Raw genomic sequence first — 24,768 nt, 5'->3', positions numbered from 1 at the left:
GTTCGTTGGGACGGGCGCCGGGCCCTCACGGCACTGGTGTTGCCTGCTGTCGACGGCTCGTCAGAGCTTCTGCGCCTTGATGATGTCCTCCAGCGAACCCGAGGGCACCTCCCCCGTCGGCGTCAGCTTGTCGACCGCTTGCGGCAGCACCTGCGCGATCTGGTCGGCGGCCGTCTCCGGGCTGACGCCGGCCTGGTCGGCGACCTTCTGGAGGGTGTCGGCCGGCAGCGCCTCCTTGATCTGGTCGGCGCTGACGGGCTGGTTGTCGCCGGTGCCGATCCAGGACTGCGCCTGGTCGGCGAGGCCGGACTTGGTCAGCATGGCCAGCAGACCACCGAGGGGGTTGTTCGCGCCTCCTCCGGCCCCCTGCGCACCGCCGCCGGCGCCGCCGCCCATGAGCGCGCCGAGCAGCGAGCCGAGGATGTTGCCGCCGCCACCGCCCTGACCGCCACCACCCTGGCCGCCGCCGCCCCCGAGGAGGCCGCCGAGAAGAGAGCCGAGGTCGTTACCCGCCATGGTCCTGCCTTTCGAAGTGGGACCGGGCCGCACGGACAGCGCCGTACCCGGCTTCGAGACACGGACAATGTCACCCGAACCGGATGGCGCCGCCACCTGGCGCATACGCCCGCGGCCACTGCGGTAGAACGATCGGCATGATCTTCCACATCGTCCCGCTCGCCGACTGGACCGCCGCGCGCGACCTCCCGTACGCCCCGCCGTCGCTCGACTCCGAGGGTTTCGTGCACTGTTCGGCGGACCGCCCGACGGCGCTCGAAATCGCCGACGCGCATTACCGCGAGGTGCCGGGGACCCTGCTCGCGGTGGAGCTCGACGAGGACGCCCTGACCGCGGAGGTCCGCCGTGAGGGTGAATCGGGCGGCCGTTACCCGCATGTCCACGGCCCGTTGAACCGGGACGCCGTGATCCACGTGTGGGAGGTCGTACGCACACCCGGCAGCCCGGCCGCGCTGGCCCCTTGGCAGCCGGGTGGCCACTGAAACGGCGCGGCGGGCTTCTCCCGGAGGGCCGCCGCAGGCCAGGATGCTGATCGCCCAACGGCCACGAACCGAGGAGACACCCATGAGCGACCCCACGCAGACCGCCCGGCGCACGGTACTGGCGGCCGGCGCGGCAGCCCTGGCCGGCGGCACCCTCGCCGCGTGCGGCAGCGACGGAGAGAAGAGCTCCGGAAGCCAGTCGAGCGCCGCGGCCACCTTGTCCGCCCCCGCCCCCGCCCCCACCTCCGCCTCGGGCTCCGCCTCCACGGACACCGGCGCGGCGGCCGGGAAGGCCCTCGCCAAGTCGGCGGACGTGCCCGTGGGCGGCGGCAAGATCCTCAAGGACGAGAAGCTCGTGGTCACCCAGCCCACGGCCGGGTCCTTCCGCTGCTTCACGGCGGTGTGCACCCACCAGGGCTGCATCGTGAACAAGGTGGAGAACGGCACCATCGACTGCCCCTGCCACGGCAGCAAGTTCGAGGTCGCGGACGGCGCCGTGGCCAAGGGGCCGGCCACCCGCCCGCTGGCGGAGAAGAAGATCACGGTCGCGCCGGACGGCACTATCTCGCTCGCGTAGCAGCAGGTCAGGCGCCTACGCTCCGCGCATGGACGATCTGACGCTGGTACGGGAACACACGGTCTACCAGTGCGTGATGGGCTCCCGGGCGTTCGGGCTGGCGACGGAGGCGAGCGACACCGACCGGCGCGGTGTCTACCTCGCCCCGACGCCGCTGTTCTGGCGGTTCGAGAAGCCCCCCACGCACGTGGAGGGCCCCCGGGACGAGGAGTTCTCCTGGGAGCTGGAGCGCTTCTGCGAACTCGCCCTGCGCGCCAACCCGAACGTCCTGGAGTGCCTGCACTCCCCCCTGGTGGAACGCGTCACCCCGGTCGGCGAGGAACTGCTCTCCCTGCGCGGGGCCTTCCTCTCCCGCCGGGCCCACACCAGCTTCAACCGGTACGCGGCCTCCCAGCGCGGCAAACTCCTCGCGGACGTCCGCATCCACGGCGAACCGCGCTGGAAGCACGCCATGCACCTGCTGCGCCTGCTGCTGTCCTGCCGCGACCTCCTGCGCACGGGCCGCCTGACCATCGACGCGGGCCCGTACCGCGACCGGCTCCTCGCCGTCCGACGTGGCGAGCTCGGCTGGGAGGAGGTCGACGCCTGGATGGCCCGCCTCCAGGAGGAGACCGAGACCGCCCTCGCCACCACCCCCCTCCCCCCGGACCCGGACCTCCCCCGCGTCCAGGACTTCCTCGTCCGCACCCGCCGCGCGTCAGCCGCGCAGCTCGTGCCGCTCGCGTAGCCCCAGCAGCCCCAGCAAGCCCCCCTAGCGCCGGCGGCTCGCGTGGCCCTCGTACCTCAGGCGTCCCAGAGGGCGCCGAAGGCCAGGAGTTCGTCGCGGTACTCGATGCGGCCCTCCCAGTCGCGCGGCCAGACGTCCGCGCCGAGGTGGGCTCCGGCGAAGGCGCCGGCCAGGCAGGCGATCGAGTCCGAGTCGCCCTGCGTGCAGGCCGCGCGGCGCAGGGCGAGGAGGGGCTCCTGGGGGAAGAGGAGGAAGCAGTGCAGCGCGGTGGCGAGGGCCTCCTCCGCGATCCAGCCGTCACCCGTGGTCAGGCAGGGGTCCGTCTCCGGGGACGGGGTCCGCAGGGCGGTGGCCAGGCGGTCCAGGACCGCCAGGCACTCGTCCCAGCCCCGTGCGATGAAGGACTCCGGCGAGGCGTCGGAGGGGGTCCGCTGCCAGAGGTCCCCGAGCCAGCGCTCGTGGTAGCGGGTGCGGTTCTCCAGGGCGTACGAGCGCAGCAGCCCGACCAGGCCCGTCACCTCCGTACCGGCGGCCAGCAGGTACACCGCCCGCGCCGTCAGGTCGGATGCCGCGAGCGCCGTCGGGTGGCCGTGGGTGAGGGCCGACTGGAGCTGGGCCGCGCCGGCCCGCTCCTCCTGCGTCCAGCCCGGGACCAGCCCCACCGGGACCACCCGCATGTTCGCCCCGCAGCCCTTGGAGCCGGTCTGGCTGGCGTCGCGCCAGTCCCGCTCCGGGTGGTCCAGCAGCCGGCAGGCCGTCAGGCAGGTGTTGCCCGGGGCGCGGTTGTTCTCCGGCGAGTGGTACCAGTCGACGAACTCCTCCCGGACCGGTCGGGCCAGGCGGAGCGGGCTCACCGGGCCCCGCTCGGCCGCCGTCCGCATGCCGCGCGCCAGGGCGAGGGTCATCTGGGTGTCGTCCGTGACGATGGCCGGGCTCGGCAGCGCCATCTCGCGCCACGGGCCCGTCTTGGCCAGGATCGACGGCACGTTGCTGAACTCGGTCGGGAAGCCGAGGGCGTCGCCCAGGGCCAGGCCGATCAGGGCGCCGGTCGCGGCTCGCTTCGTCATCGGGTGGGTCCTTCCGGTCGGAGCAGCGGGGGATGGAGGGTGGTCGCCGGGCCGGCCCGGTAGAGGGCGGCCGGTTTGCCGCGGCCTCCGGTCAGCCGGACGGCGCCCGGTACGGCCTCGACGAAGCCGGGCGTCGCCAGGACCTTGCGGCGGAAGTTGGGACGGTCGAGGGCGGTGCCCCAGACGGTCTCGTAGACGGCCTGGAGCTCCCCGAGGGTGAACTCGGGCGGGCAGAAGGCGGTGGCCAGGCAGCTGTACTCGAGCTTCGAGCCGATCCGCCGCCTCGCGTCGGCCAGGATCGCCGCGTGGTCGAAGGCCGGCTCCGCGACCTCCTCCACCGGCACCCAGCGGGCGTGCGCCGCGTCCCCGCCGCCCTCCGCCGCCGGCTCGGGCAGGTCCGGCACGAGCGCCGTGAAGGCCACCGAGACCACCCGCATCCGCGGGTCCCGGTCCGGCTCGCTGTACGTGCGCAGCTGCTCCAGGTGGAGCGCCGCCACGACCGGCTCCGCCAGCCCGGTCTCCTCGGCCAGTTCGCGGCGGGCGGCCGTCTCGGCGGACTCCCGGGGCAGGACGAACCCGCCGGGCAGCGCCCAGGACCCCTCGTACGGCTGCTGCCCGCGCCTGATCAGCAGGACGTGCAGGGAGCCGCCCCGCACGGTGAACACGGCCAGGTCGACGGTCACGGCGAACGGCTCGAACTGCGACCGGTCGTACGCGGTCGGGTTCATGGTGACCACCCCCTTTAATAGTCAGGTTGACTATAAACCGCGCCGGGGGCTCCTGGCAACGGAAAAGCCCGCAGCGCCATCGGGCACTGCGGGCTTTCCGGGGATCTGTCTTGTGACGGACCGGACTACAGACCGACCTCGCGCATCAGCATGCCGACCTCGGTGTTGGTCAGGCGGCGCAGCCAGCCGGACTTCTGGTCGCCCAGCTCGATCGGCCCGAAGGAGGTCCGTACGAGCTTCTCGACCGGGAAGCCGGCCTCCGCCATCATGCGGCGGACGATGTGCTTGCGGCCCTCGTGGAGGGTGACCTCGACCAGGTAGTTCTTGCCGACCTGGTCGACGACACGGAAGTGGTCGGCGCGGGCGTACCCGTCCTCCAGCTCGATGCCGTCCTTGAGCCGCTTGCCGATCTCACGCGGCAGCGGGCCGGTGATGGCGGCGACGTAGGTCTTCTTCACGCCGTACTTCGGGTGCGTGAGGCGGTGGGCCAGCTCACCGTGGTTGGTGAGGAGGATGATGCCCTCGGTCTCGGTGTCGAGCCGGCCGACGTGGAAGAGACGCGTCTCACGGTTGGTGACGTAGTCGCCCAGGCACTGGCGGCCGTCCGGGTCCTCCATGGTGGAGACGACACCGGCGGGCTTGTTCAGCGCGAAGAACAGGTACGACTGGGTGGCGACGGTCAGGCCGTCCACCTTGATCTCGTCCTTCGGCTGGACGCGCTTGCCCTGCTCCAGCACGATCTCGCCGTTGACCTCGACGCGGGCCTGCTCGATGAGCTCCTCGCAGGCGCGGCGCGAACCCATGCCGGCGCGGGCGAGCACCTTCTGCAGTCGCTCGCCCTCCTCCTCGGCACCCGGGAAGGTCTTCGGGGTCTTGATCACGGGCTTGTCGGCGTACCGGTCGCGCACGCGCTCCTCGATCCGCGCGTCCAGCTCACGCGGACGGGACTGGCCGCTGCGGCTGCCGGGACCGCGGCGCGGGCCGCCGGCCCCGCCGATGCCGGGGGTCTTGGAGGTCTTCGGGCCGCCCTTGGCGCCACCGCGCGCGGACGCGCCACGGGCACCGCCGCCGCCGGCCTTGGGGCCCTGGCGTCCACTGCGCTCGCCCTCGGGGCCCACGTCGTAGCGACGCTCCTCGGGGCGGGGGTTGCGGATCCGCGGCGGCGGAGCCTGGTCGCGGTCGCGCGCGTCCGAGCCGCCGCCCTGGTAGCCGCCGCCGGAGCTGCCGCCCTGGTAGCCGCCGGAGCTGCCGCCGCGGTAGCCGCCGCCTCCCGTGGAGCCGCCGCGGTAGCCGCCGCCTCCGGTGGAGCCGCCGCGGGAGGAGCCACCGCCGGAGGAGGAGCCACCGCGGGAGCTGCCACCGCCGGAGGAGCCGCCACCGCGGTAGTTGCCGCCGCCGGAGGAGGAGCCGCCGCGGGGGTTACCGCCGCGTCCGCCACCACCGCCGCCGCCGCTGTTCCTGTTGCCGCCGCCGTTGCCGTTGCTTCGCATCAAATGTCCGTCGTCTTGTCGTCGTCTTCATCAGTGTCCGGTGCGTCCGGATCGAACGACGGCACACCTTCTTGCGTCTCGGCTTCGATCGCGTCCGCCTCGGGGAGGAAGGGCGCGAGCTCCGGGAGCTCGTCCAGGCCGCGTAGGCCCATCCGCTCCAGAAAGTAGTTCGTCGTCCTGTACAGGATCGCACCTGTTTCGGGTTCCGTCCCCGCCTCCTCCACCAGACCGCGCTGGAGGAGGGTCCGCATGACCCCGTCGCAGTTGACTCCGCGGACCGCCGAGACCCGTGATCGGCTCACCGGCTGGCGGTACGCGACGACCGCCAGGGTCTCCAGAGCCGCCTGGGTGAGCCGGGCCTGCTGGCCGTCCAGTACGAAGCCCTCGACGGCCGGTGCGTACTGCGCCCGGCTGTAGAACCGCCACCCGCCGGCGACCAGCCGCAGCTCGAATCCCCGGCGCGCGGCCGTGTACTCGTCGGCGAGCTCCCGCAGCGCGTCCGCGACCTCGCGGGGGGTGCGCTCCAGCACCTTGGCGAGGTGCGCCTCGGTCGCGGGCTCGTCCACGACCATGAGTACGGCTTCCAGGGCCGGCTTCAGCTCCAGCGCGGCCACCGCGCCGGCGCCCGCTCCGGCGCTCGTCTCGCTGCTCAATCCTTCGCCTCCACGATCTGGTCGAACTCGTCGGTCACGGTCGGCATGCCGTCGCCGTCCCCGCCGCTCCAGCGCACGGTGAGGGTGTTCAGGGCCTCCTCCTGGTCGAGGACGACCGCCTTCTCCCGGTAGAGCTCCAGGAGGGCCAGGAAGCGCGCGACGACGGTGAGGGTGTCCGCGGCGTCCTCGGTGAGCTCCTGGAAGGTGGCCTCACCGCGCGCCTTCAGCATCCGCACCACCAGCCCGGCCTGCTCGCGCACGCTGACGAGCGGTGCGTGGATGTGGTCCACGTACACCTGGGGCTTGGCCTTGGGCTGCATGGCCTTGACGGCGAGCCGGGCGAACCCCTCCGGTCCGATGCTGATGACGACCTCGGGCAGGAGGTCGGCGTGGTGCGGCTCCAGCCCCACCGTGCGGGGGTAGCGCCTGGCCTCGGCCTCCGCCCGCCGCTCGAAGATCTCGGCGATCTGTTTGTACGCCCGGTACTGGAGCAGGCGCGCGAAGAGCAGGTCCCGGGCCTCCAGCAGGGCGAGGTCCGCCTCGTCCTCGACCTCGGCGACCGGCAGCAGCCGGGCGGCCTTCAGGTCGAGCAGGGTGGCGGCGACGACGAGGAACTCGGTGGTCTGGTCGAGGTCCCAGTCGGGCCCCATGGCCCGGATGTGCGCCATGAACTCGTCGGTGACCTTGGACAGCGAGACCTCGGTGACGTCGAGCTTGTGCCGGGAGATCAGCTGGAGCAGCAGGTCGAAGGGCCCCTCGAAGTTGTCCAGCCGCAGGGTGAACCGCCCGTCGCCCGGCCCCCCGCCCGATCCCCCGCGCGACCCGGAGGGCTCTTCCCGCCCCGGAACGGGCCCGCCGACGGCCCGTGGGCCGGCCTCGGGCCCCGGCCGCGTGTCGGGCCCCACAGGAGCCACAGGAGCCACTGACGCCTCGGCGCCGGCTCGGTCCGGGCCCGGGACCCCGTCCCCGGGCTCAGGGGCCCGCTGGGGCTCCGCCCCGCCCTCGGTCGGCGCGGGGCGCCGGGCGGGCGCCTCAGGGCCCGCCCGGCCCTCTCCCGGCGTGCCGGGACCGCGGCCCAGCAGGCGGCGGGAAGGGCGGCCGGGTTCGGCGGGGTAGGGCATCGCGGTCCAGGTGGTGCGGAGGGGCGGCGGGGCGCGGAAGTGGCGGGGCAGCCACGAGCAGCCTAGGGGGTGTCGTGTCGATCAGCCCGGATCGGGGACCGACGGCAACGCGGCGCGGGGTCCGGGGCAAAGCCCCGCTCTTCCAGCCCCGCCCCTTTCAGCCCCGCCGGCGTTTGAGGCGCGGGGGCCCGGGGGCAGCGCCCCGCTCCTTCAGCCCCGCCGGCGTTTGAGGCGCGGGGGTCCGGGGGCAGCGCCCCCGGCAACGGCGCCGCACCCGGCACCACACCGCGCGCGGCCCGGCACGGCACCTCGCCGCGTGGTCGGACCGCGAGTACGGCCGGGTACGAGCTGTGGTCTCGCCCGGCTACCGCGGGAGGGCCCCGGCGCAGCCAGGGCCCGGACCCACGCGCGGTGCGCTGCGGGGCGGAGCGGCCAGCCGGTCACGGCGTCGGCCGGGCCCCGGCCCGCGGGGCGGGAGCCGCAGGGCTCCGGGGAGCGGCCCGCAGGGCGGTCAGCGGCCGCGCAGGCGCCGTACGAGGATGCTGGCGTCGCCCCGGGATTCGAGATCGGCGAGGACGACCGCCACCGCCTCGCGGACGATGCGTCCGCGATCGACCGCCAGCCCGTGCTCACCGCGCAGCACCAGCCGCGCGTGTTCCAGGTCCATGAGCTCCTCGGCGGAGACGTAGACCGTGATCTTCTCGTCGTGCCGTTCGCGGCCGCTGGGCCGCCGGTTCGCGCCCCGGCCCTGGCCCTTGCCCCGACGGGTCGCGCCCGTCGGGCCGGGGCCCGCCCCGCCGGACGAGCCGGCGGGGCTGACAGAACCTTCCTGCGGTCGCCGCGGCTGCCCCACCACGGGCCCGCCGGACTCCGTACCGGCCTCAGCCTCCCGGCTGCGGCCCTCCTGCCCCGCGCCCTCGGCCGAAGCGGCCGAGTGTTCCACGGCGGGCGACTCCTCGGCCCCGCGCCGCGGCGAGGACGACTGGAGTGCCATCCCCCCGGTCGTACGGAACAGTTCGTCGGCTCCGGGCAGACTCACTCGGCGTGACACCGGGCGAGCACCTCCCTGGCAAGCTGGCGATACGCGGCGGCGCCGACGGAGTTGGAGGCGTACGTCGTGATCGGCTCACCGGCGACCGTGGTCTCCGGGAAGCGCACCGTGCGGCCGATGACCGTGTGGTAGACGTGGTCGTCGAAGGCCTCGACGACGCGCGCCAGCACCTCACGGCTGTGCACCGTACGGGAGTCGTACATCGTGGCGAGGATGCCGTCGAGCTCCAGCTCGGGGTTGAGCCGCTCCTGCACCTTCTCGATGGTCTCGGTCAGCAGTGCCACGCCGCGCAGTGCGAAGAACTCGCACTCCAGCGGGACGATGACCTTGTGAGCCGCCGTCAGGGCGTTCACGGTCAGCAGACCGAGCGAGGGCTGACAGTCGATCACGATGTAGTCGTAGTCGGCCATCAGGGGCTTGAGGGCCCGCTGCAGCGTGGACTCGCGCGCGACCTCGCTGACCAACTGCACTTCGGCAGCGGACAGGTCGATGTTGCTCGGCAGCAGGTCCATGTTGGGGACCGCCGTCTTGAGCAGCACCTCGTCGGCCGACATGCCCCGCTCCATGAGCAGGTTGTAGACCGTCAGGTCGAGTTCCATCGGGTTCACGCCGAGACCCACGGACAGTGCGCCCTGCGGGTCGAAGTCGACGAGCAGCACGCGGCGCCCGTACTCGGCGAGCGCGGCACCCAGGTTGATGGTCGACGTGGTCTTGCCCACGCCGCCCTTCTGGTTGCACATCGCGATGATCTTCGCCGGACCGTGGTCGGTCAGCGGACCCGGGATGGGGAAGTACGGGAGCGGGCGTCCGGTCGGGCCGATCCGCTCACGACGCTGGCGTGCAGCGTCGGGGGCGAGAGTGGCCGCGTACTCGGGGTCCGGTTCGTACTCCGCGTCGGGGTCGTAGAAGTGCCCCTCGGGCACATTGTCGTAGTCGGCGAAACCAGTGGGCTTTTCGCCGCTCAGGTCGCCGGCCCTGGAGTTCACGTCTAGGCCGTCCATGCTCTTTTGGGGCGTCGTCATGTGCTGGTGGTTTGCGAAGGTGCGTACTGCGACGGAGCCGACAGCCTCGAGCCCGGCAGGGCCTTCGCCCCGCGCGGGCATCCCCGCTCGACCACCCCCAGGAGCAAATGTCGACTCATTCACAAGTCGTCTTACCTCCTCGGACGTGACCAGGACACTTATCGATAGGTCAGCGTGGCACCATGCCGACGGTTGGCGACTCTATGGCGTGTCACCACTCAGCGGCAACACAATCCGCCGGACCCGGCACGATGTGTCGGCAACCGAACACCACTCTGTCAAGGGCGTGCGAGCTGTCGCTGCGAAGTTTCGCGGGTGTGCGAAAGGGTTAAAGGGTTACGTTCGAGGCGAGTTGAGCGGCCTCTCGGGGCACCCCGCAAACACGTCCGGCCGGACCTTGCGGGCAAGGTCCGGCCGGATACGTGAGATTGACGTCAGTCGTTGACGGTTCAGCCGAGCAGCGTGCTCAGCTCAAGGGTCTCCAGGCCGTGGGCCTCGGCGACGGGACCGTAAACGACCTGGCCGTCATGGGTGTTGAGGCCCAGCGCGAGCGCGGGGTCACGACGCAGCGCCTCGACCCAGCCGAGGTTCGCGAGCTGCACGATGTAGGGCAGCGTGGCGTTCGTCAGCGCGTAGGTGGAGGTGTTCGGCACCGCGCCCGGCATGTTGGCGACGCAGTAGAAGACCGAGTTGTGGACCTGGAAGGTCGGCTCGGCGTGGGTGGTCGGACGGGAGTCCTCGAAGCAGCCGCCCTGGTCGATCGCAATGTCGACAAGGACACTTCCGGGCTTCATCTTGGCGACGAGCTCGTTGGTGACCAGCTTCGGGGCCTTCGCACCCGGGATCAGCACCGCGCCGATGACGAGGTCGGCCTCGATGACGGCCTTCTCCAGCTCGTAGGCGTTGGAGACGATCGTCTTGATCTTCGTGCCGAAGATCTTGTCGGCCTCGCGGAGCTTGTTGATGTCGCGGTCCAGCAGGGTCACGTGGAAGCCCATGCCGACGGCGATCTGCACGGCGTTCCAGCCGGAGACGCCGCCACCGATGACGACGCACTCGCCGGCGTGGGTGCCGGGGACGCCGCCGGGGAGCACGCCGCGGCCGCCGACCGAGCGCATCAGGTGGTAGGCGCCGACCTGCGGGGCCAGGCGGCCCGCGACCTCGGACATCGGGGCGAGCAGCGGAAGCGCGCGGTTGGCGAGCTCGACCGTCTCGTACGCGATGGCGGTGGTGCCGGACTCCAGCAGGGCGTCCGTGCACTCGCGGGAGGCCGCCAGGTGCAGGTAGGTGAAGAGGGTCTGGTCCTTGCGGAGGCGGTGGTACTCCTCCGCGATGGGCTCCTTGACCTTCAGCAGCAGGTCGGCGGTGGCCCAGACCTCGTCGGCGGTGCCGAGGATCTCGGCGCCGGCCGAAACGTACTCGGCGTCCGTGATCGAGGAACCCACACCGGCGTTCTGCTCGATGAAGACCTGGTGGCCGTTGCGGACGAGCTCGTGGACACCGGCGGGGGTGATGGCCACGCGGAACTCGTTGTTCTTGACCTCGCGGGGGATGCCGACCTTCATCGTCGATCACGGTCCTTGGCTCAGGGGAAATTACGGGGCACTTCCATACATACCCGCCCACAAGAACGCGCAACGGGATGCACCACGGGATGACGTGGTGAAGCCAGTTTAATGAAGGATGAACTCGTGTCTAGCCTTGCAAACAAATAATCTCAGTCGGATCCACTACGGATTTCGCAGGCTGCGGGGTCCTCCCCCAGCAATCTGTCGGCCGCTGACCGGTGCAGCCTGGCGGCCGCCGGATCCCCCAGCCGGTCCAGCGTGTCGGCCAGCCGGACCTGCAGCGCGGCCTGAAGCCGCTGGTCCCCGGCCCGGCGCGCCAGCTCCACCGCCTCGCGGCAGGTGTGCAGGGATTCCTCGGGCCGGCCCGCGTACTCCTGGACCCGCGCCATCTCGCTCAACGCCTTTGCCTGACCCGGGACATCGGCCAGCTTCCGGTAGCCCGCGGCGGCCGCCCGCCAGCTGCGCAGCGCGTCCCCGTACCGGCCCGCGTACGTGTGGACGTTCCCGAGCCGCCCGTACAGCCGCGCCTCGTCCGCGCGCTCCCCCCGAGCGAGGGCCTGGGACAGGGCCCGCCCGAACCAGTCGGAGGCCCGGTGCCAGTCCTCCAGCTCCTGGTAGGCACCCCCTACGGATTCCATCGCGCGGCCTGTCGCGTACGGGTCATTCGCGGCCCTTCCGGCGTCCAGCGCGGCCCGGTAGCGCTCCAGGGCCTCCTGGGTCCGGCCGGTCTCGGCGTCCAGATCGGCCAGGTTCAGCAGCGCGGCGGCCTGCTCCCGGTGCAGGTCCCGGCGCTCGGCCACGTCCAGGACCAGGCGGTGCAGCCCGTACAGCTCGGGGGCGGCCCCGGCCGTGCCCCGGTGCTCGGCGAGGGCCCGCACGAGCGCCGCGACCAGCCGGCGGGCCAGGGTGTCCAGCTCGCCGTCGGCCACGGCCAGGGAGGCGGCCGCGCCGAGCGCGGGCAGCCGGGTGTCCAGCCAGGTGGCGGCGGCCCGCCGGTCGGGGAACCGCAGGGCGCGCGGCAGCCCGTCCAGCATCTCCCGCGCGCCCTGCTCGTCCGGTGCGGCCACGGCACGGCACGAGTGCAGCAGCCGTACGGTGCGCTCCAGCATCCGGGCCCGGGCCAGCTGGACCTCGGCGGGACGCTCCCTGGTCTCCAGCAGGGCCTGGAGGAGCGGCGCGAGGCAGCCCGGCAGCAGGAACAGCCCGTCGGCGGCCTGACGTACGAGCCCCAGCCCGGCGAAGTCGTCCAGCGTGGCCTGGGCGGCGGCGACGGAGCAGCCGGCTAGGGCGGAGGCGGTGTGCGAGTCGATGATGCCGGCGGGGGCGAGCGGCAGCAGGCGCAAGGTCCGCTGGGCGGGCTGCGGCAGGGACTCGTAGACGAGCCGGAAGCCCCGGGCGAGCGGGCCGCCGGTACTGGCCGGCATGTCGTGCAGCTGCTTGGCCAGATCGGAGACGGAGGCCTTGGGATGGGCGGCGAGCCACCCGCCGACGAGCCCGAGCGCGGCGGGCTGGCCCCCGAGCTCCTCGGCGAGGGTCTCCGCGGCGCGGGGGTCGGCGGTGACGCGGGTGTCCCCGATGCGCTGCGCGAGCAGCTCCACGGCGGAGGGCGTGTCCAGCCCGCCGAGGGTGCAGGGCCGCACATCGGGGATCCCCGTGAGCGGCCCCTCGGCGGTGACCACGACGAGGCACTCGGGGGTGTCCGGCAGCAGGGCGTCGACCTGGTGCGGATCGGCGGCGTCGTCGACCAGGATGATCACCCGCCGCCCGTCGAGCGCGGTGCGCAGGGCCGAGCTCAGCTCGTCCTCGCCGGCGCCGGGCGGGGTGGGCCGCCCCAGCGCCTCCAGCAGGCCGCGGACGGCCCGCTCGGTGGCGACGGTCTCCCCGCCGGGAGCGGTGAGCCGGGTCCGGAGCACGCCGTCGGGATACTGCGCGGCGATCTCGCTCACGAACGCCTCGGCAAGAGCAGTCCGCCCGGAGCCGGGCCGCCCGGCGACGAGCAGCACCCGGGCCCGGGGCGCTTTGGCCTTCCGGCCGGAGAGGGTGTCGAGCCCGGTCCGCGCGATGTCCTCGCGCAGCTCCTTGAGCTCACGCCGCCGCCCGACGAAATCCGTCACGGATCCGCTCCTCTCCCTGCCTTCGGATTGCGAGCGTAGTTCACGCAGAGCGACGGCCAGGGTGGAGCGCGGCGGGCATATCGCCTGATCGGATCAGCGGATGGTCCTCTTTTTCACGCGACGCTCGCACGCTGCGGCCCTGGCGGGCCTCAGCGGCTTCGCGCCGCTGCGCCGGACTCCGTCCGTCGTTCCACCGGGCGGGGCCCTGAGCCGTGCCTCGGGTCTGGCCGCTGCGCGGAGCCGTCCCCTACCCGCCCTTCCACCGTTCCCTGGGGCTCCGCCCCAGACCCTCCCCCAGACTCCGTCCGGGGGTACCCCCACGCCTCAAACGCCGGCGAGGCTATATTTCAGCCCCGCCGCACAAATCCAGCCCCGCCGGCGTTTGAGGCGCGGGGGTCCGGGGGCAGAGCCCCCGGCCACGGCGCCGCGCCCGGCGGCTACGCCTCGTACGGCCGGGCCGGCCACGGGGCCAGAGCGGGCCGCAGCGCCTCCAGGCCGTCGCCCGCCAGCGCAGCGGAAACGGCGAGCACACCCGTCACCAGCCCCGGGTTGCCCAGCTCGCCCGCCAGGATCCCGCGTACCAGGTCACCGAGAGGAACACGGGCGATCTCCATGTCCGCCTCCTCCTCGGAGACCTCGTACCGCTCCCCCTCCGCCTCCGCCAGATCCCGCGCCAGGAAGACCCGCACCGCCTCGTCGGACCCGCCGGGCGAGGAGAAGAAGTCGGCCAGCACCCGCCAGTCCCCCGCCTTGACGTGCGCCTCCTCGTACAGCTCCCGCTGCGCCGCGCGCAGCGGGTTCTCCCCCGCCACGTCCAGCAGCCCGGCCGGCAGTTCCCACAGCCGGTGGCGCACCGGGTGGCGGAACTGCCGCAGGACCAGCACCCGCTGCTCCTCGTCGAGGGCCAGCACGCAGACCGATCCGGGGTGGGCCTGGTAGTCGCGGCGTACGACGGACCGGTCCGGCATCCGGACCTGATCGGAACGGACCGCCGTTTTCGCTCCCTGGAACGGGGTCCGCGAAGCGATGACTTCCCACGACTCCGGTGTGTCCACGATGTTGCCCATGGCCATGGCCAGTACCTTCCCCAGAAACGCGACAGCCGGGGCACGATCCGTGCCCCGGCTGTCTACGTTATGCGGTCAGGCCCTCACTTCGCGGACTGCTGCCGCTCCACGGCCGCCTTGACCAGACCCGCGAACAGCGGGTGCGGGCGCGTCGGGCGCGAGCGCAGCTCCGGGTGGGCCTGGGTGGCCACCAGGTAGGGGTGCACCTCGCGCGGGTACTCGACGTACTCGACCAGCTTGTTGTCCGGGGAGGTGCCGGAGAAGACGAGGCCCGCCTTCTTCTCCAGCTCGCCGCGGTAGGCGTTGTTCACCTCGTAGCGGTGCCGGTGGCGCTCGTCCACGTACGCCTGGTCGCCGTAGACCTCGCGCACGATGGAACCCTCGGCGAGCTTCGCCGGGTACATGCCCAGGCGCATGGTGCCGCCCAGGTCGCCCGCGCCCTCGACGAAGGCCAGCTGCTCCTCCATGGTCGAGATGACCGGGTGCGGGGTGGAGGCGTCGAACTCGGTGGAGTTCGCGTCCTCGATGCCCGCGAGGTTGCGCGCGGCCTCGATGACCACGCACTGCAGGCCCAGGCACAGGCCGAGCAGCGGGATCTTGTTCTCGCGGGCGTAGGTGATCGCGCCGACCTTGCCGTTGACACCGCGGTCGCCGAAGCCGCCGGGCACGCAGATCGCGTCCACGTCGGCCAGCTGCGCCGCGGCGCCGGCCGGGGTCTTGCAGTCGTCGGAGGTGACCCACTTGATCTGGACCCGGGCCTTGTTGGCGAAACCGCCGGCGCGCAGCGCCTCGGTCACCGACAGGTAGGCGTCGGGCAGGTCGATGTACTTGCCGACGAGCGCGACCTTGACCTCGTGGTCGGGGTTGTGGACCCGGTCGAGCAGGTCCTCCCACACCGTCCAGTCCACGTCGCGGAAGGGCAGGTCGAGCTTGCGCACGACGTACGCGTCCAGGCCCTCGGTGTGCAGCACCTTCGGGATGTCGTAGATCGACTTGGCGTCGATCGCCGCGACCACGGCGGCCTCGTCCACGTCGCACATCAGCGAGATCTTGCGCTTGATGGAGGTGGGGACGTCGCGGTCGGCGCGCAGCACGATGGCGTCGGGCTGGATGCCGATGTTGCGCAGGGCCGCGACCGAGTGCTGGGTCGGCTTGGTCTTGAGCTCGCCGGAGGGGCCGATGTAGGGCAGCAGCGAGATGTGCACGACGAAGACGTTGTCGCGGCCGACCTCGTGGCGGACCTGGCGGACGGTCTCCAGGAAGGGCAGCGACTCGATGTCGCCGACCGTGCCGCCGACCTCGGTGATGACGACGTCTACGTCCTCGGTCGCCATGCGGCGGATGCGGTGCTTGATCTCGTTGGTGATGTGCGGGATGACCTGCACGGTGTCACCGAGGTACTCGCCGCGCCGCTCCTTGGCGATGACCTGCGAGTAGACCTGGCCGGTGGTGACGTTGGCCGAGCCGTCGAGGTCGACGTCGAGGAAGCGCTCGTAGTGGCCGATGTCCAGGTCGGTCTCGGCGCCGTCGTTGGTGACGAACACCTCGCCGTGCTGGAACGGGTTCATCGTGCCGGGGTCGACGTTCAGGTACGGGTCGAGCTTCTGCATCGTGACCCGCAGGCCGCGCGCCTTCAGCAGCGCACCCAGGCTGGAGGCCGTCAGGCCCTTGCCGAGGGAGGAAGCGACACCCCCGGTGACGAAGATGTGCTTGGTCGTCATGGATTTGGGCGGCATCGCCAAGAGGGGGCTCCCGTGGTCGCGAGGTGAGGTGCGTCCGGCGCCGGCCACCGTCGATCCGGAAGGGTCTCAGGGGGCGCCGAAGCTGCGGTTTCGGGGCTCCTGATTCGCACAGGCAGACCACCGGTCCACGGGGTACCAGCCTATCAGCGCCCGGGCCGGTCCGCCTCCGGCCACGCGGCGCGGGCCCCTCGTCCGGGGTCGCCGGGGCGCGCTGAGCTGACGCGTCGACGGCTCACCCGTTCGGCGGAGCCGCATTCTTCCAAGCCTCGGGGAGATCACTAGGGTGCCGTCATATCCTGCTCGGATATTGCACACATCACCGCCGGGCAGTCCGTCAGACGGCCTAACCGAGCCGATATACGGAATCATGGGCTCACGCGGGGATCCCTGCACACAGGAGACCGCGCAACCGCGCAATGCAAGCGCCCTTCGGGGCGGACGTGGCCGTTCGACTGGAGATGCAACGTGTCCGGGCGCATCGAGGATTACGCACTGATCGGGGACATGCAGACCGCCGCGCTGGTCTGCCGGGACGGGGCGGTGGACTGGCTCTGCCTGCCACGTTTCGACTCCCACGCCGTCTTCGCGAGCATTCTCGGCACCGAGGATCACGGGTTCTGGCGGATCGGCCCGGCCTTTCCGGCGGGCGCCGAGGCCCCGCGCGCCGCCCGCCGCCGCTACCGCGGTGACTCGCTGGTGCTGGAGTCGGAGTGGGACACCCCGCGCGGCACGGTCCGCGTGATCGACTTCATGCCGCCCCGCGAGCAGCACGCGCCGCAGCTGATCCGCATCGTGGAGGGCGTCAGCGGCCGCGTCCCGATGCGCTCGGCGCTGCGGATGCGCTTCAGCTACGGGCGGGTCGTGCCCTGGGTGCACAAGGTCGACGGGCGTACGGTCGCCGTCGCGGGCCCCGACTCGGTCTGGCTGGACACCGACGCGCAGACGTACGGCAAGGACCTGACGACGTACTCCGACTTCACCGTCGGGCCCGGCGACCGGATGGCCTTCAGCATCAGCTGGCAGCCCTCGCACCGCGGCGCTCCGGAGGCCCCCGACGCCGAGGCGGCCCTGGACTCGACCGCCGAGTTCTGGCGCGAGTGGGTCGAGCAGTGCACCTACCACGGGCCCTACCGGGAGGCCGTGGTCCGCTCCCTGATCACCCTCAAGGCCCTCACCTACGGCCCCACGGGCGGGATCGTCGCCGCGCCGACCACCTCCCTGCCGGAGGAGATCGGCGGGGTCCGCAACTGGGACTACCGCTACACCTGGCTGCGCGACGCGGCCATCACCCTCTCCTCGCTGCTGCGCACCGGCTACCGCGAGGAGGCCCGCGCCTGGCGCGAGTGGCTGCTGCGCGCGGTGGCCGGGGACCCGGAGAACCTCCAGATCATGTACGGGATCGCGGGCGAGCGGGAGCTCGGCGAGACCGAGCTGGACTGGCTGCCCGGCTACGAGAACTCCCGCCCGGTCCGCGTCGGCAACGGCGCCGCGGGCCAGCTCCAGCTCGACGTGTACGGCGAGGTCACCGAGGCCCTGCACCTGGGCCACATGACCGGCCTGGCGCGCAGTGACTACGCCTCGCTGCTCCAGCTGAAGCTGATCCGCTACCTGGAGACCCACTGGGACCAGCCGGACGAGGGCATCTGGGAGGTGCGCGGCCCGCGCCGCCACTTCGTGCACTCGAAGGTGATGGCCTGGGTGGCCGTGGACCGCACGATCAAGCTGATCGAGAGCGGGGACGCGGACGGCCCGCTGGACCGGTGGCGCGAGCTGCGCGACGAGATCCACCAGGACGTGTGCGAGAAGGGCTACGACAAGGAGCGCAACACCTTCACCCAGTCGTACGGGTCGAAGGAGCTGGACGCCTCCCTGCTGCTGATTCCGCAGATGGGCTTCCTGCCGCCGGACGACAAGCGGGTCATCGGCACCATCGAGGCGATCCAGCGCGAGCTGTCCACGCCCGACGGTTTCATCCTGCGCTATCCGACGGCCGGCGAGGAGGCCGGTGTGGACGGCCTGGAGGGCGACGAGGGGGCCTTCCTCGCCTGCTCGTTCTGGATGGCCGACGACCTCGCGATGATCGGCCGCGTGGACGAGGCGCGCCGACTCTTCGAGAAGCTGCTCTCGCTCCGCAACGACCTGGGGCTGCTCGCGGAGGAGTGGGACCCGAAGGCCAAGCGCCAGGTCGGGAACTTCCCGCAGGCCTTCAGCCACGTTCCGCTGATCGACACGGCACTGCGTCTGACGGCGAGCGGGGCGTACGGCGGCTAGCCGCTTCGCCGGGGCCCCGTGCTCGACGCGCCGACGTGATCGCCCCCGCCTACGCTGGAAGGGTCCCATGCCCTTCTCGGAAGGGGGAGGCCATGACGCCCCTCTCGAAGGCGGGTACGGCGCTGACCGCACTCCGCGAGGATCTGGCCGGTGACGTCTTCACCCCGGACGATCCGGGGTACGACGAGGCCCGGACGATCTTCAACGCGATGATCGACCGCAGGCCGGCCGTCATCGCCCAATGCGAGAGCGCGACGGACGTGGTGACCGCCGTGCGGTTCGCGAGGGAACTGGACCTGAAGATCGCGGTGCGCGGCGGCGGGCACAGCGTCGCCGGGATGTCCCTCAACGACGGCGGCATGGTCGTGGACCTGCGCCGGATGCACGAGGTGACGGTCCACCCGGCGGCCAGGGCGGCCCACATCGAGGGCGGGGCCACGATGAGCCATTTGGACCGGGCCTGCCAGCCGTACGCGCTGGCGACCACCGGCGGCCGGGCCTCCACCACGGGTGTCGGCGGCTTCGTCCTGGGCGGCGGCAGCGGCTGGCTGGACCGCAAGTTCGGGCTGGCGGTGGACAACCTGCTGGGCGTGGACCTGGTCACCGCCGACGGCGAGCTGGTGCACGCGACGGCGGAGGACCACCCCGAGCTGTTCTGGGGGCTGCACGGCGGCGGCGGGAACTTCGGCATCGCCACCTCGCTGACCCTGCGGCTGCACGAACTGCCCGCCATGTCGATCGCGTTCATCCTGTACCTGCCGGAGCGCGGGCCCGAGATGGTCCGTACGTACCGGGACGTCATCGCCGCCGGCCCCGTGGAGGCCTCCGGCGGCGCCATCTACCTGACCGGCCCGCCCGAGGAGTTCGTGCCCCCGCACCTGGTCGGCAGGCTGCTGGCCGCCGCGCTGCTGACCTACGCGGGCCCCGAGGAGGAGATGCGCGAGCTGGCCGAGCCGCTGCTGGCGATCCCGCACGAGGTGGAGCTGGTCATGGCCATCCCGTACGCCGATCTGCAGTGCATGATCGACGACCCGCCGGGCATGCGGAACTACTGGTCGGCGGAGTACCTCACCGGTGTGCCCGACGAGTTCGTCGACGTGTTCTGCGCCCGCGGCGACTCGATGCCCGTGCCCACCGGCACCCAGCACGTGGTCTGGCCGCAGGGCGGCGCGATCGCCTCGGCGCCCGGCGACTACCCGGTGGCCTTCCGCGACGCGCCCTGGGCGGTGCACCCGTTCGGGATCTGGGAGGACCCCGAGGACGACGAGCGCGTCCGGCAGTGGGTCAAGGACGTCCGCGCCGATGTCCAGCCGTGGAGCACCGGCGCGGTCTACCTCAACTTCACCGGCGACGAGGGCCACGAACGGGTGATCGCGGGCCTCGGCGCCGAGAACATGCGGCGGCTGGGCGAGCTGAAGCGGCGGTACGACCCGGACAACGTCTTCCGCTTCAACCACAACATCCAGCCGGCCTGATGCCTGTCAGGTGAGGGCGGCGATCACCTCCCGGGCGGCCCGCTCGCCCTCGGTGGCGCCGCCCTCCATGAACCCCTGGAAGTCGTAGCTGCAGTGCTCGCCGCCGATGTGGACGTTGCCCTGCGCGGTGCCCTCGTACTTGGCGTAGCGGTGCAGGTAGCCGGTCGGCCAGTACGAGTACGCGCCGAGCGAGTACGGGTTGCGGTGCCACGCGGAGAGCTGGGCCTTGCCGGTCCAGGCGGCCTTGGTGCCCGGGTAGAAGGCGTCGATCCCGGTCAGCATCCGGCCGGCGAGGCCGCGTACGTACGGATCGGCCTCGGTCGCGAAGGGGCTCCCGGGGGTTAGCGATCCGGCGAGGGTGCCGCCGCCGTACTGGAGCAGGATGCCGCCGGTGCCCGGCTGCACCTTGGTGGTGTCCCAGGTCTGCTGGACCTCGCCGTCGGTGAAGCAGTCGCCCGCGGAGACGCCCGGCCAGGGGCCGGTGCCGCGCCAGGGTCGGGCGGTGAACTGCATGTTGAGCTTGGTGCAGTAGCCCATCCGGGCGTCGCGCAGCAGGTTCCTCATCAGCGGGTCGAAGCCGGCCTGCGCGGTGTCGACGCGCTGGAGGATCGGCAGCGGCAGGCACAGGACGGTGTGGTCGGCGACGGCGGTCCGGACGGCGCCCGCGTCGTTGAAGGTCAGGGTCTGGGTGCCGTCGGCGTTGGCCCGTACGGCGACCAGCTCGCGGCCCATCACGATCGAACCGGCGGGCAGGGCCGCGGCGATGGCGTTCGGCAGCCGGTCGTTTCCTCCGGTGATGTGGTAGCGCTCGTTGGACAGGCCCCAGACGTTGAAGTTGCCCGGATTCGTCTGGTAGCCCATCAGGAGGACCAGGGCGAGGGCGGACTGCTGGTCGGTGTCGGCGCCGTACTCGACGTTGTAGGCCACGTCGATGAAGCGGCCGAGCTGCGAACCGTGGCCGCCGGGGACCCGGGTCTCGATCCACTCGTACAGGGTCATGTTGTCGAGGGCCGTGCCGGTGGGCGTGGTGCTGTTCCAGGCGACCTCCCCCGCTTCGGAGAGGTCGCGGCGCAGCGCCTGGTAGACGGCCTTGAAGTCCTCGTCCGCCTGGGTGCGGGAGTAGTACTCGCCGTTGAACCAGAGCACCTCCTCCGCCCCGTTGGGCCCGCCGCCGAGGAAGTCCTCGACGGGCAGGCCGAAGCGGCGGCACAGCTCCAGGATCTTCTTGTGGCTGGTGTCGATCAGCTCGCCGCCGATCTCGGAGGTCTGCCCGTACGCCCAGTGGCCGCGCTGGGTCCACATCCGGCCGCCCACGCGGCTCGGGTTGGCCTCGTACAGGGTGAAGGGGATCCCGGCGTCCTTGAGGGTGAGGGCCGCGGTCAGACCGGAGATGCCGGCGCCGACCACGGCGACGCGGGCGGGACCGACGGGCTTCTTGTCGGGGGCGGTCGCGGGGGCGGTCGCGGCGGCGTGGGCGGTCGCGGCCCCCGCGGAGGCGAGCGCGGTGCCGAGGCCGAGTGCGGCGGCGCGTCCGAGGAGCTCGCGGCGGGTGGAGCTGCGGACCTCGGCGGCGGGCAGCGCGAGCCGCCGGGCGGCTGCGTGCTCGGCGGCGAGCCGGCGCAGGGCGTGCATGACGGGCGTACGGGCCATGGCGGGGCTCCTCAGAAGTGCGCGGCGGCGGTGGGGTCGGACGGGGCGGCCTGGCCCGGCAGGCCGGCGGGCTCGCCGGGGCGCTCGGCGGCGTCCTCCAGGACGATCCGGCCGATGATCTCGTAACGCGCGGGGGCCTTCGCCTTGAGCCAGAGGCCGAGGCCGAGACCGCCGAGGAAGACGGCGCCCACGATCCACGGGATCAGCTTGAAGAAGAGGGAGCCGGCCGCGCTGCCCGCCGCGGTCTCCATGTTGAGGACCAGCAGGACCACGACGGCGATCATGCCGATGCCGCCGAGCAGCGGCGCGGTGAAGGTCTTGAACCAGTGCCGGTCCTCGGGGTGGTTCTTGCGGAAGTACCCGATGACGGCGAAGGAGCACAGCGTCTGGACGATCAGGATCGCCATCGTGCCGAGGATCGCGAGCAGCGTGTAGAGGTGCAGGTACGGGTCCTGACCGGTGAGCCAGAAGCCGGCGACGAGCGCGGTGGCGATGGCGGTCTGCACGACCGAGGCCACGTACGGGGAACCGTGCTTGGCGTGGGTGTGGCCGAGCTTCGGCGACAGGAAGCCCTCGCGGCCGATGGCGTAGAGGTAGCGGGCGGCGCACTGGTGGAAGGCCATGCCGCAGGCGAAGGAGCCGGTGAGCAGCAGCCACTGGAAGGTGTCGACGGCCCAGGCGCCGATGAAGGATTCGGTGGGGGCGAAGAACAGGTCCAGGGGGTTCTTGGAGGCGGACAGTTCGACGGACTTGGCCATGCCGTTGCCCGCGATGGTCATCCAGGAGACGTAGATGTAGAAGAGGCCGACTCCGACCACGGAGACGAGGGTGGCCTTGGGGATGGCCCGCTTGGGGTCGCGGGACTCCTCGCCGTACATGGCGGTGGACTCGAAGCCGACCCAGGACCAGAAGGCGAAGAAGAGGCCGAGCCCGGCGGAGGTGCCGGTGAAGGCGTTCTTCGGGTTGACGGGCTCCAGGGGGATCCCCTCCGGGCCGCCGCCGGCGATCAGTACGGCGGTGGCGACGGCGAACAGCACGGCGATCTCGGCGACGAGCATCACGCCGAGCGCCTTGGCAGTGAGGTTGATGTCGAAGTGCGCGAGGGCGGCGGTGACGGCCAGCATGGCGGCGGCGTAGAGGATCCAGGGCAGGTCCACGCCGAGCTGGTCCTGGACGGTGGTCTTGGCGAAGTAGGAGAACACCCCGACGATCGAGGCCTCGAAGACGACGTACGCGAGGACGGCGAGCATCCCGGACGCCATGCCGGCGATGCGGCCGAGGCCGTGCGAGATGTATCCGTAGAAGGCGCCGGCGGCGGTGATCCGCTTGGCCATGGCGACGTAGCCGACCGCGAAGACGGTCAGGACGAGGGTCGCGAAGAGATATCCGGCTGGAGCTCCGGTGCCGTTGCCGAAGCCGACCGCGATGGGCAGGTTGCCCGTCATCGCGGTGATCGGGGCGGCGGTGGCGACGGCCATGAACACGACGCCGACCAGCCCGACGGAGTTGGCCTTGAGCCGCTGGACCTGCGGGGCTCCGGGTGCCTGGGGCGACTCACCGGTGATGTCTCTGCTCATTGCGTCCTCTTCCGTGTGGAGGGCGCCCACTCTCGCCCCGCGTGACGCACGCCACAATCGGCACGTGGTCCGATAATCTCCTTGCGGGGGCGACGAGTTGTCGGGCCGTTCGGGCGGCAGCGCGTCACTTGTAACCGAGGAGTGATGTGTTGGGAACAGGCCTGCCGGTACCGTCCCGCGATATGGACAACCAGGGCGGGATCACGGTTCAGCGGGCACTGGAGCTGCCGGGGCTGCGCAGCGGACTGCCCGAGGTGGTGGCCTGCGCGGACCGCCTGGGCCGGACCGTCCGCTGGGTGCACGCGGGCGAGGTGCCGAACATCGCCTCCCTCCTCAAGGGCGGCGAGCTGCTGCTGACCACGGGCCTCGGCCTCGGCACCCGGCCCGCCGAGCAGCGTGCCTTCGTACGCCGCCTCGCGGACCGCGGGATCGCCGCACTGGTGGTCGAGCTGGGCCCGCGCTTCACCCGCCTGCCGGCGACCATCGTGGAGACCGCGCGCACGTCGGGACTGCCGCTGGTCCAGCTCCACCGGGAGGTCCCCTTCGTCACCGTCACGGAGGAGGTCCACACCGAGATCGTCAACCACCACTACGCGCTGCTCCAGCGGGCCGAGGAGGTCCACCGGCGGTGTACGGAGGCCCTGTTGGGCGGCGGTGGCATCCCGCAGGTGCTGCGGATCCTGGCCGACTTCACGGGGAACCCGGTCTTCCTGGAGACCCCCGACGGGCAGTTGCTGTACGCGGCGGGCAGCTCGGCCGGGGACGCGGGCGCGGACCCGCTCCAGGTCTGGGAGGGCCTGCGGGGCCAGCGCGAGGCCGAGCCCTCGGCGAACACGGTGGTGATCGACGTACCGGGCGGTGGCCACGGCACGGGCTCGGTCCGGGCCCGGGTGGTACTGGTCGGGGTGTCGGCCCCGCTGCTGCAGGTCCACCGGATGGCGGCGGAACGCACGGCGGGAGTCCTGGCCGTGGTCCTCATGCAGGCACGGCAGGAGGAGGAGCTGGCGGCGCGCGGTCGCGGCGACTTCCTGACGGACCTGGCGGAGGGCCGCATCTCGGCGGAGGACGCCCCGGCGCAGGCCCGCGTCCTGGGCTTCAAGCCGGGGACGGGGCCGCTGCTGCCGATAGTGATGCGCCTGTCCTCGGAAACGAGCCCGTCAGGGAACTGGGCCGTGCTGGCCCGCGCGGTCCTGGAGGAGCTCTCGTCCGTGGGCGTGCCGGTCCTGCTGGGCGTCCGCCCGGTGGAGGGCCGCGTCCCGCTCCTCGTGTCCCTGCGCACCGAATCAGAACGTACGGCGGTGGCCGACCGGGTCTCGGCCGCGCTCCGGGCGGGCGTGGAACGGGCCGGCCTGGACCGGGCCGCGGCCCCGCCGGCCGTGGTCGTCGGCGTCGCGGGCGGCTGGGCCGCCGCCTCGGCGGGCCTGCGCCACGCCGCGGAGACCGCCACGGCGGCCCACGGCCTGCCGGCCCGGCCCTGGTACGACGCGAGGAGGCTGGACATCGACCTCCTCCTCTGGCGGCTGCGCGAACACCCCGACCTGGCGGCCTTCGTGGACCGCGCGATCGGCCCGCTCCGCACCCACGACACGACCTCCCGCCCGCCGCTCCTGCCCACCCTGGAGACGTACCTGGCCCACGCCGGCCGCAAGGCGGAGACCGCCCGCGAGCTCCACCTGAACCGCCAGACCCTCTACAACCGCCTGGCCCGCATCTCCGAACTCCTGGGCACGGACCTGGACGACCCCGAAACGGTCCTCTCCCTCAGCCTGGCCCTCCGCGCCCGCCGCCACACGTCTTCTTGACGGGTGGGCGGCCCTGGCGGGGCTGAATTTCAGCCTCGCCGGCGTTTGAGGCGCGGGGTTCGGGGCGG

At 72.3% G+C, this 24,768-nt stretch carries 20 protein-coding genes; 6 read left to right on the top strand and 14 right to left on the bottom strand.

Going from position 1 to position 24,768, the window contains the following annotated elements:
- Positions 1-60: 60 nt before the first annotated feature.
- On the bottom strand, positions 61-516 hold the full coding sequence (locus ACZ45T_RS06425) for a YidB family protein (RefSeq protein ID WP_468438091.1): 456 nt from the start codon (positions 514-516) through the stop codon (positions 61-63).
- Positions 517-653: 137 nt separating this feature from the next.
- Here ACZ45T_RS06425 and ACZ45T_RS06420 point away from each other — a divergent pair, with 137 nt between their 5' ends.
- The 3 genes from ACZ45T_RS06420 to ACZ45T_RS06410 all read left to right on the top strand — a co-directional run bounded on the left by ACZ45T_RS06420 (position 654) and on the right by ACZ45T_RS06410 (position 2,302).
- Complete coding sequence (locus ACZ45T_RS06420) at positions 654-998, top strand: DUF952 domain-containing protein (RefSeq protein ID WP_468438089.1); 345 nt, start codon at positions 654-656, stop codon at positions 996-998.
- A gap of 82 nt (positions 999-1,080) precedes the next feature.
- Positions 1,081-1,575, top strand: coding sequence for a Rieske (2Fe-2S) protein (locus ACZ45T_RS06415; protein ID WP_468438087.1), 495 nt, complete (start codon positions 1,081-1,083; stop codon positions 1,573-1,575).
- A 28-nt stretch (positions 1,576-1,603) separates the two neighbouring features.
- Positions 1,604-2,302 (top strand): nucleotidyltransferase domain-containing protein, encoded by a 699-nt coding sequence (locus ACZ45T_RS06410; RefSeq protein WP_468438085.1) that lies wholly within the window; start codon positions 1,604-1,606, stop codon positions 2,300-2,302.
- Between the two features lie 56 nt (positions 2,303-2,358).
- Here ACZ45T_RS06410 and ACZ45T_RS06405 read toward each other — a convergent pair whose 3' ends face one another.
- From ACZ45T_RS06405 to ACZ45T_RS06355, 11 genes are all read right to left on the bottom strand, one after another.
- Positions 2,359-3,369: an ADP-ribosylglycohydrolase family protein gene (locus tag ACZ45T_RS06405; RefSeq protein ID WP_468438083.1), complete on the bottom strand. Its 1,011-nt coding sequence runs from the start codon at positions 3,367-3,369 to the stop codon at positions 2,359-2,361.
- Positions 3,366-4,097: an NUDIX hydrolase gene (locus tag ACZ45T_RS06400; protein WP_468438081.1), complete on the bottom strand. Its 732-nt coding sequence runs from the start codon at positions 4,095-4,097 to the stop codon at positions 3,366-3,368. Before ACZ45T_RS06400 ends, ACZ45T_RS06405 begins: the two co-directional genes overlap by 4 nt.
- 125 nt (positions 4,098-4,222) lie before the next feature.
- Positions 4,223-5,587 (bottom strand): pseudouridine synthase, encoded by a 1,365-nt coding sequence (locus ACZ45T_RS06395; RefSeq protein WP_468438079.1) that lies wholly within the window; start codon positions 5,585-5,587, stop codon positions 4,223-4,225.
- Entirely contained in the window at positions 5,587-6,240 is a 654-nt protein-coding gene (gene scpB / locus ACZ45T_RS06390) for an SMC-Scp complex subunit ScpB (RefSeq protein WP_468438077.1), read from the bottom strand. The genes ACZ45T_RS06395 and scpB overlap by 1 nt, the downstream gene beginning before the upstream one ends.
- A complete protein-coding gene (locus tag ACZ45T_RS06385) occupies positions 6,237-7,361 on the bottom strand; it encodes a segregation and condensation protein A (RefSeq protein ID WP_468438075.1) in 1,125 nt (374 codons plus the stop codon). Before ACZ45T_RS06385 ends, scpB begins: the two co-directional genes overlap by 4 nt.
- 511 nt (positions 7,362-7,872) lie before the next feature.
- The gene (locus ACZ45T_RS06380) at positions 7,873-8,412 is read right to left on the bottom strand and encodes a hypothetical protein (RefSeq protein WP_468438073.1); all 540 of its coding nucleotides are present in this window, start codon (positions 8,410-8,412) and stop codon (positions 7,873-7,875) included.
- Positions 8,397-9,515, bottom strand: a complete 1,119-nt coding sequence (locus ACZ45T_RS06375) for a ParA family protein (protein WP_468438071.1) — start codon at positions 9,513-9,515, stop codon at positions 8,397-8,399. The genes ACZ45T_RS06380 and ACZ45T_RS06375 overlap by 16 nt, the downstream gene beginning before the upstream one ends.
- A gap of 368 nt (positions 9,516-9,883) precedes the next feature.
- Positions 9,884-10,999, bottom strand: a complete 1,116-nt coding sequence (gene ald, locus ACZ45T_RS06370; protein WP_385394579.1) for an alanine dehydrogenase — start codon at positions 10,997-10,999, stop codon at positions 9,884-9,886.
- A gap of 152 nt (positions 11,000-11,151) precedes the next feature.
- Positions 11,152-13,164, bottom strand: coding sequence for a tetratricopeptide repeat protein (locus tag ACZ45T_RS06365; RefSeq protein WP_468438708.1), 2,013 nt, complete (start codon positions 13,162-13,164; stop codon positions 11,152-11,154).
- A gap of 389 nt (positions 13,165-13,553) precedes the next feature.
- Entirely contained in the window at positions 13,554-14,189 is a 636-nt protein-coding gene (locus tag ACZ45T_RS06360; RefSeq protein ID WP_468438068.1) for an NUDIX domain-containing protein, read from the bottom strand.
- Positions 14,190-14,266: 77 nt separating this feature from the next.
- Positions 14,267-15,919 carry a CTP synthase gene (locus tag ACZ45T_RS06355; RefSeq protein ID WP_468438706.1) on the bottom strand — a complete coding sequence of 551 codons (1,653 nt, stop codon included), beginning with the start codon at positions 15,917-15,919 and terminating at the stop codon, positions 14,267-14,269.
- A 471-nt stretch (positions 15,920-16,390) separates the two neighbouring features.
- Here ACZ45T_RS06355 and ACZ45T_RS06350 point away from each other — a divergent pair, with 471 nt between their 5' ends.
- Positions 16,391-18,196 carry a glycoside hydrolase family 15 protein gene (locus ACZ45T_RS06350; RefSeq protein ID WP_468438066.1) on the top strand — a complete coding sequence of 602 codons (1,806 nt, stop codon included), beginning with the start codon at positions 16,391-16,393 and terminating at the stop codon, positions 18,194-18,196.
- A 92-nt stretch (positions 18,197-18,288) separates the two neighbouring features.
- Positions 18,289-19,671: an FAD-binding protein gene (locus tag ACZ45T_RS06345; protein WP_468438064.1), complete on the top strand. Its 1,383-nt coding sequence runs from the start codon at positions 18,289-18,291 to the stop codon at positions 19,669-19,671.
- Positions 19,672-19,677: 6 nt separating this feature from the next.
- Here ACZ45T_RS06345 and ACZ45T_RS06340 read toward each other — a convergent pair whose 3' ends face one another.
- The gene (locus ACZ45T_RS06340; protein ID WP_468438062.1) at positions 19,678-21,321 is read right to left on the bottom strand and encodes a flavin monoamine oxidase family protein; all 1,644 of its coding nucleotides are present in this window, start codon (positions 21,319-21,321) and stop codon (positions 19,678-19,680) included.
- A gap of 11 nt (positions 21,322-21,332) precedes the next feature.
- Complete coding sequence (locus tag ACZ45T_RS06335; protein ID WP_468438060.1) at positions 21,333-22,898, bottom strand: APC family permease; 1,566 nt, start codon at positions 22,896-22,898, stop codon at positions 21,333-21,335.
- 182 nt (positions 22,899-23,080) lie between these two features.
- On the opposite strand from ACZ45T_RS06335, the gene ACZ45T_RS06330 reads away from it, so the two are divergent.
- Positions 23,081-24,700 carry a PucR family transcriptional regulator gene (locus tag ACZ45T_RS06330; protein ID WP_468438058.1) on the top strand — a complete coding sequence of 540 codons (1,620 nt, stop codon included), beginning with the start codon at positions 23,081-23,083 and terminating at the stop codon, positions 24,698-24,700.
- Positions 24,701-24,768 lie beyond the last annotated feature (68 nt).

The organism is Streptomyces sp. NPDC030995 (assembly GCF_055571215.1).
Note: the sequence above shows the minus strand (reverse complement) of the source record. Positions and strands in the feature narration are given on the sequence as shown.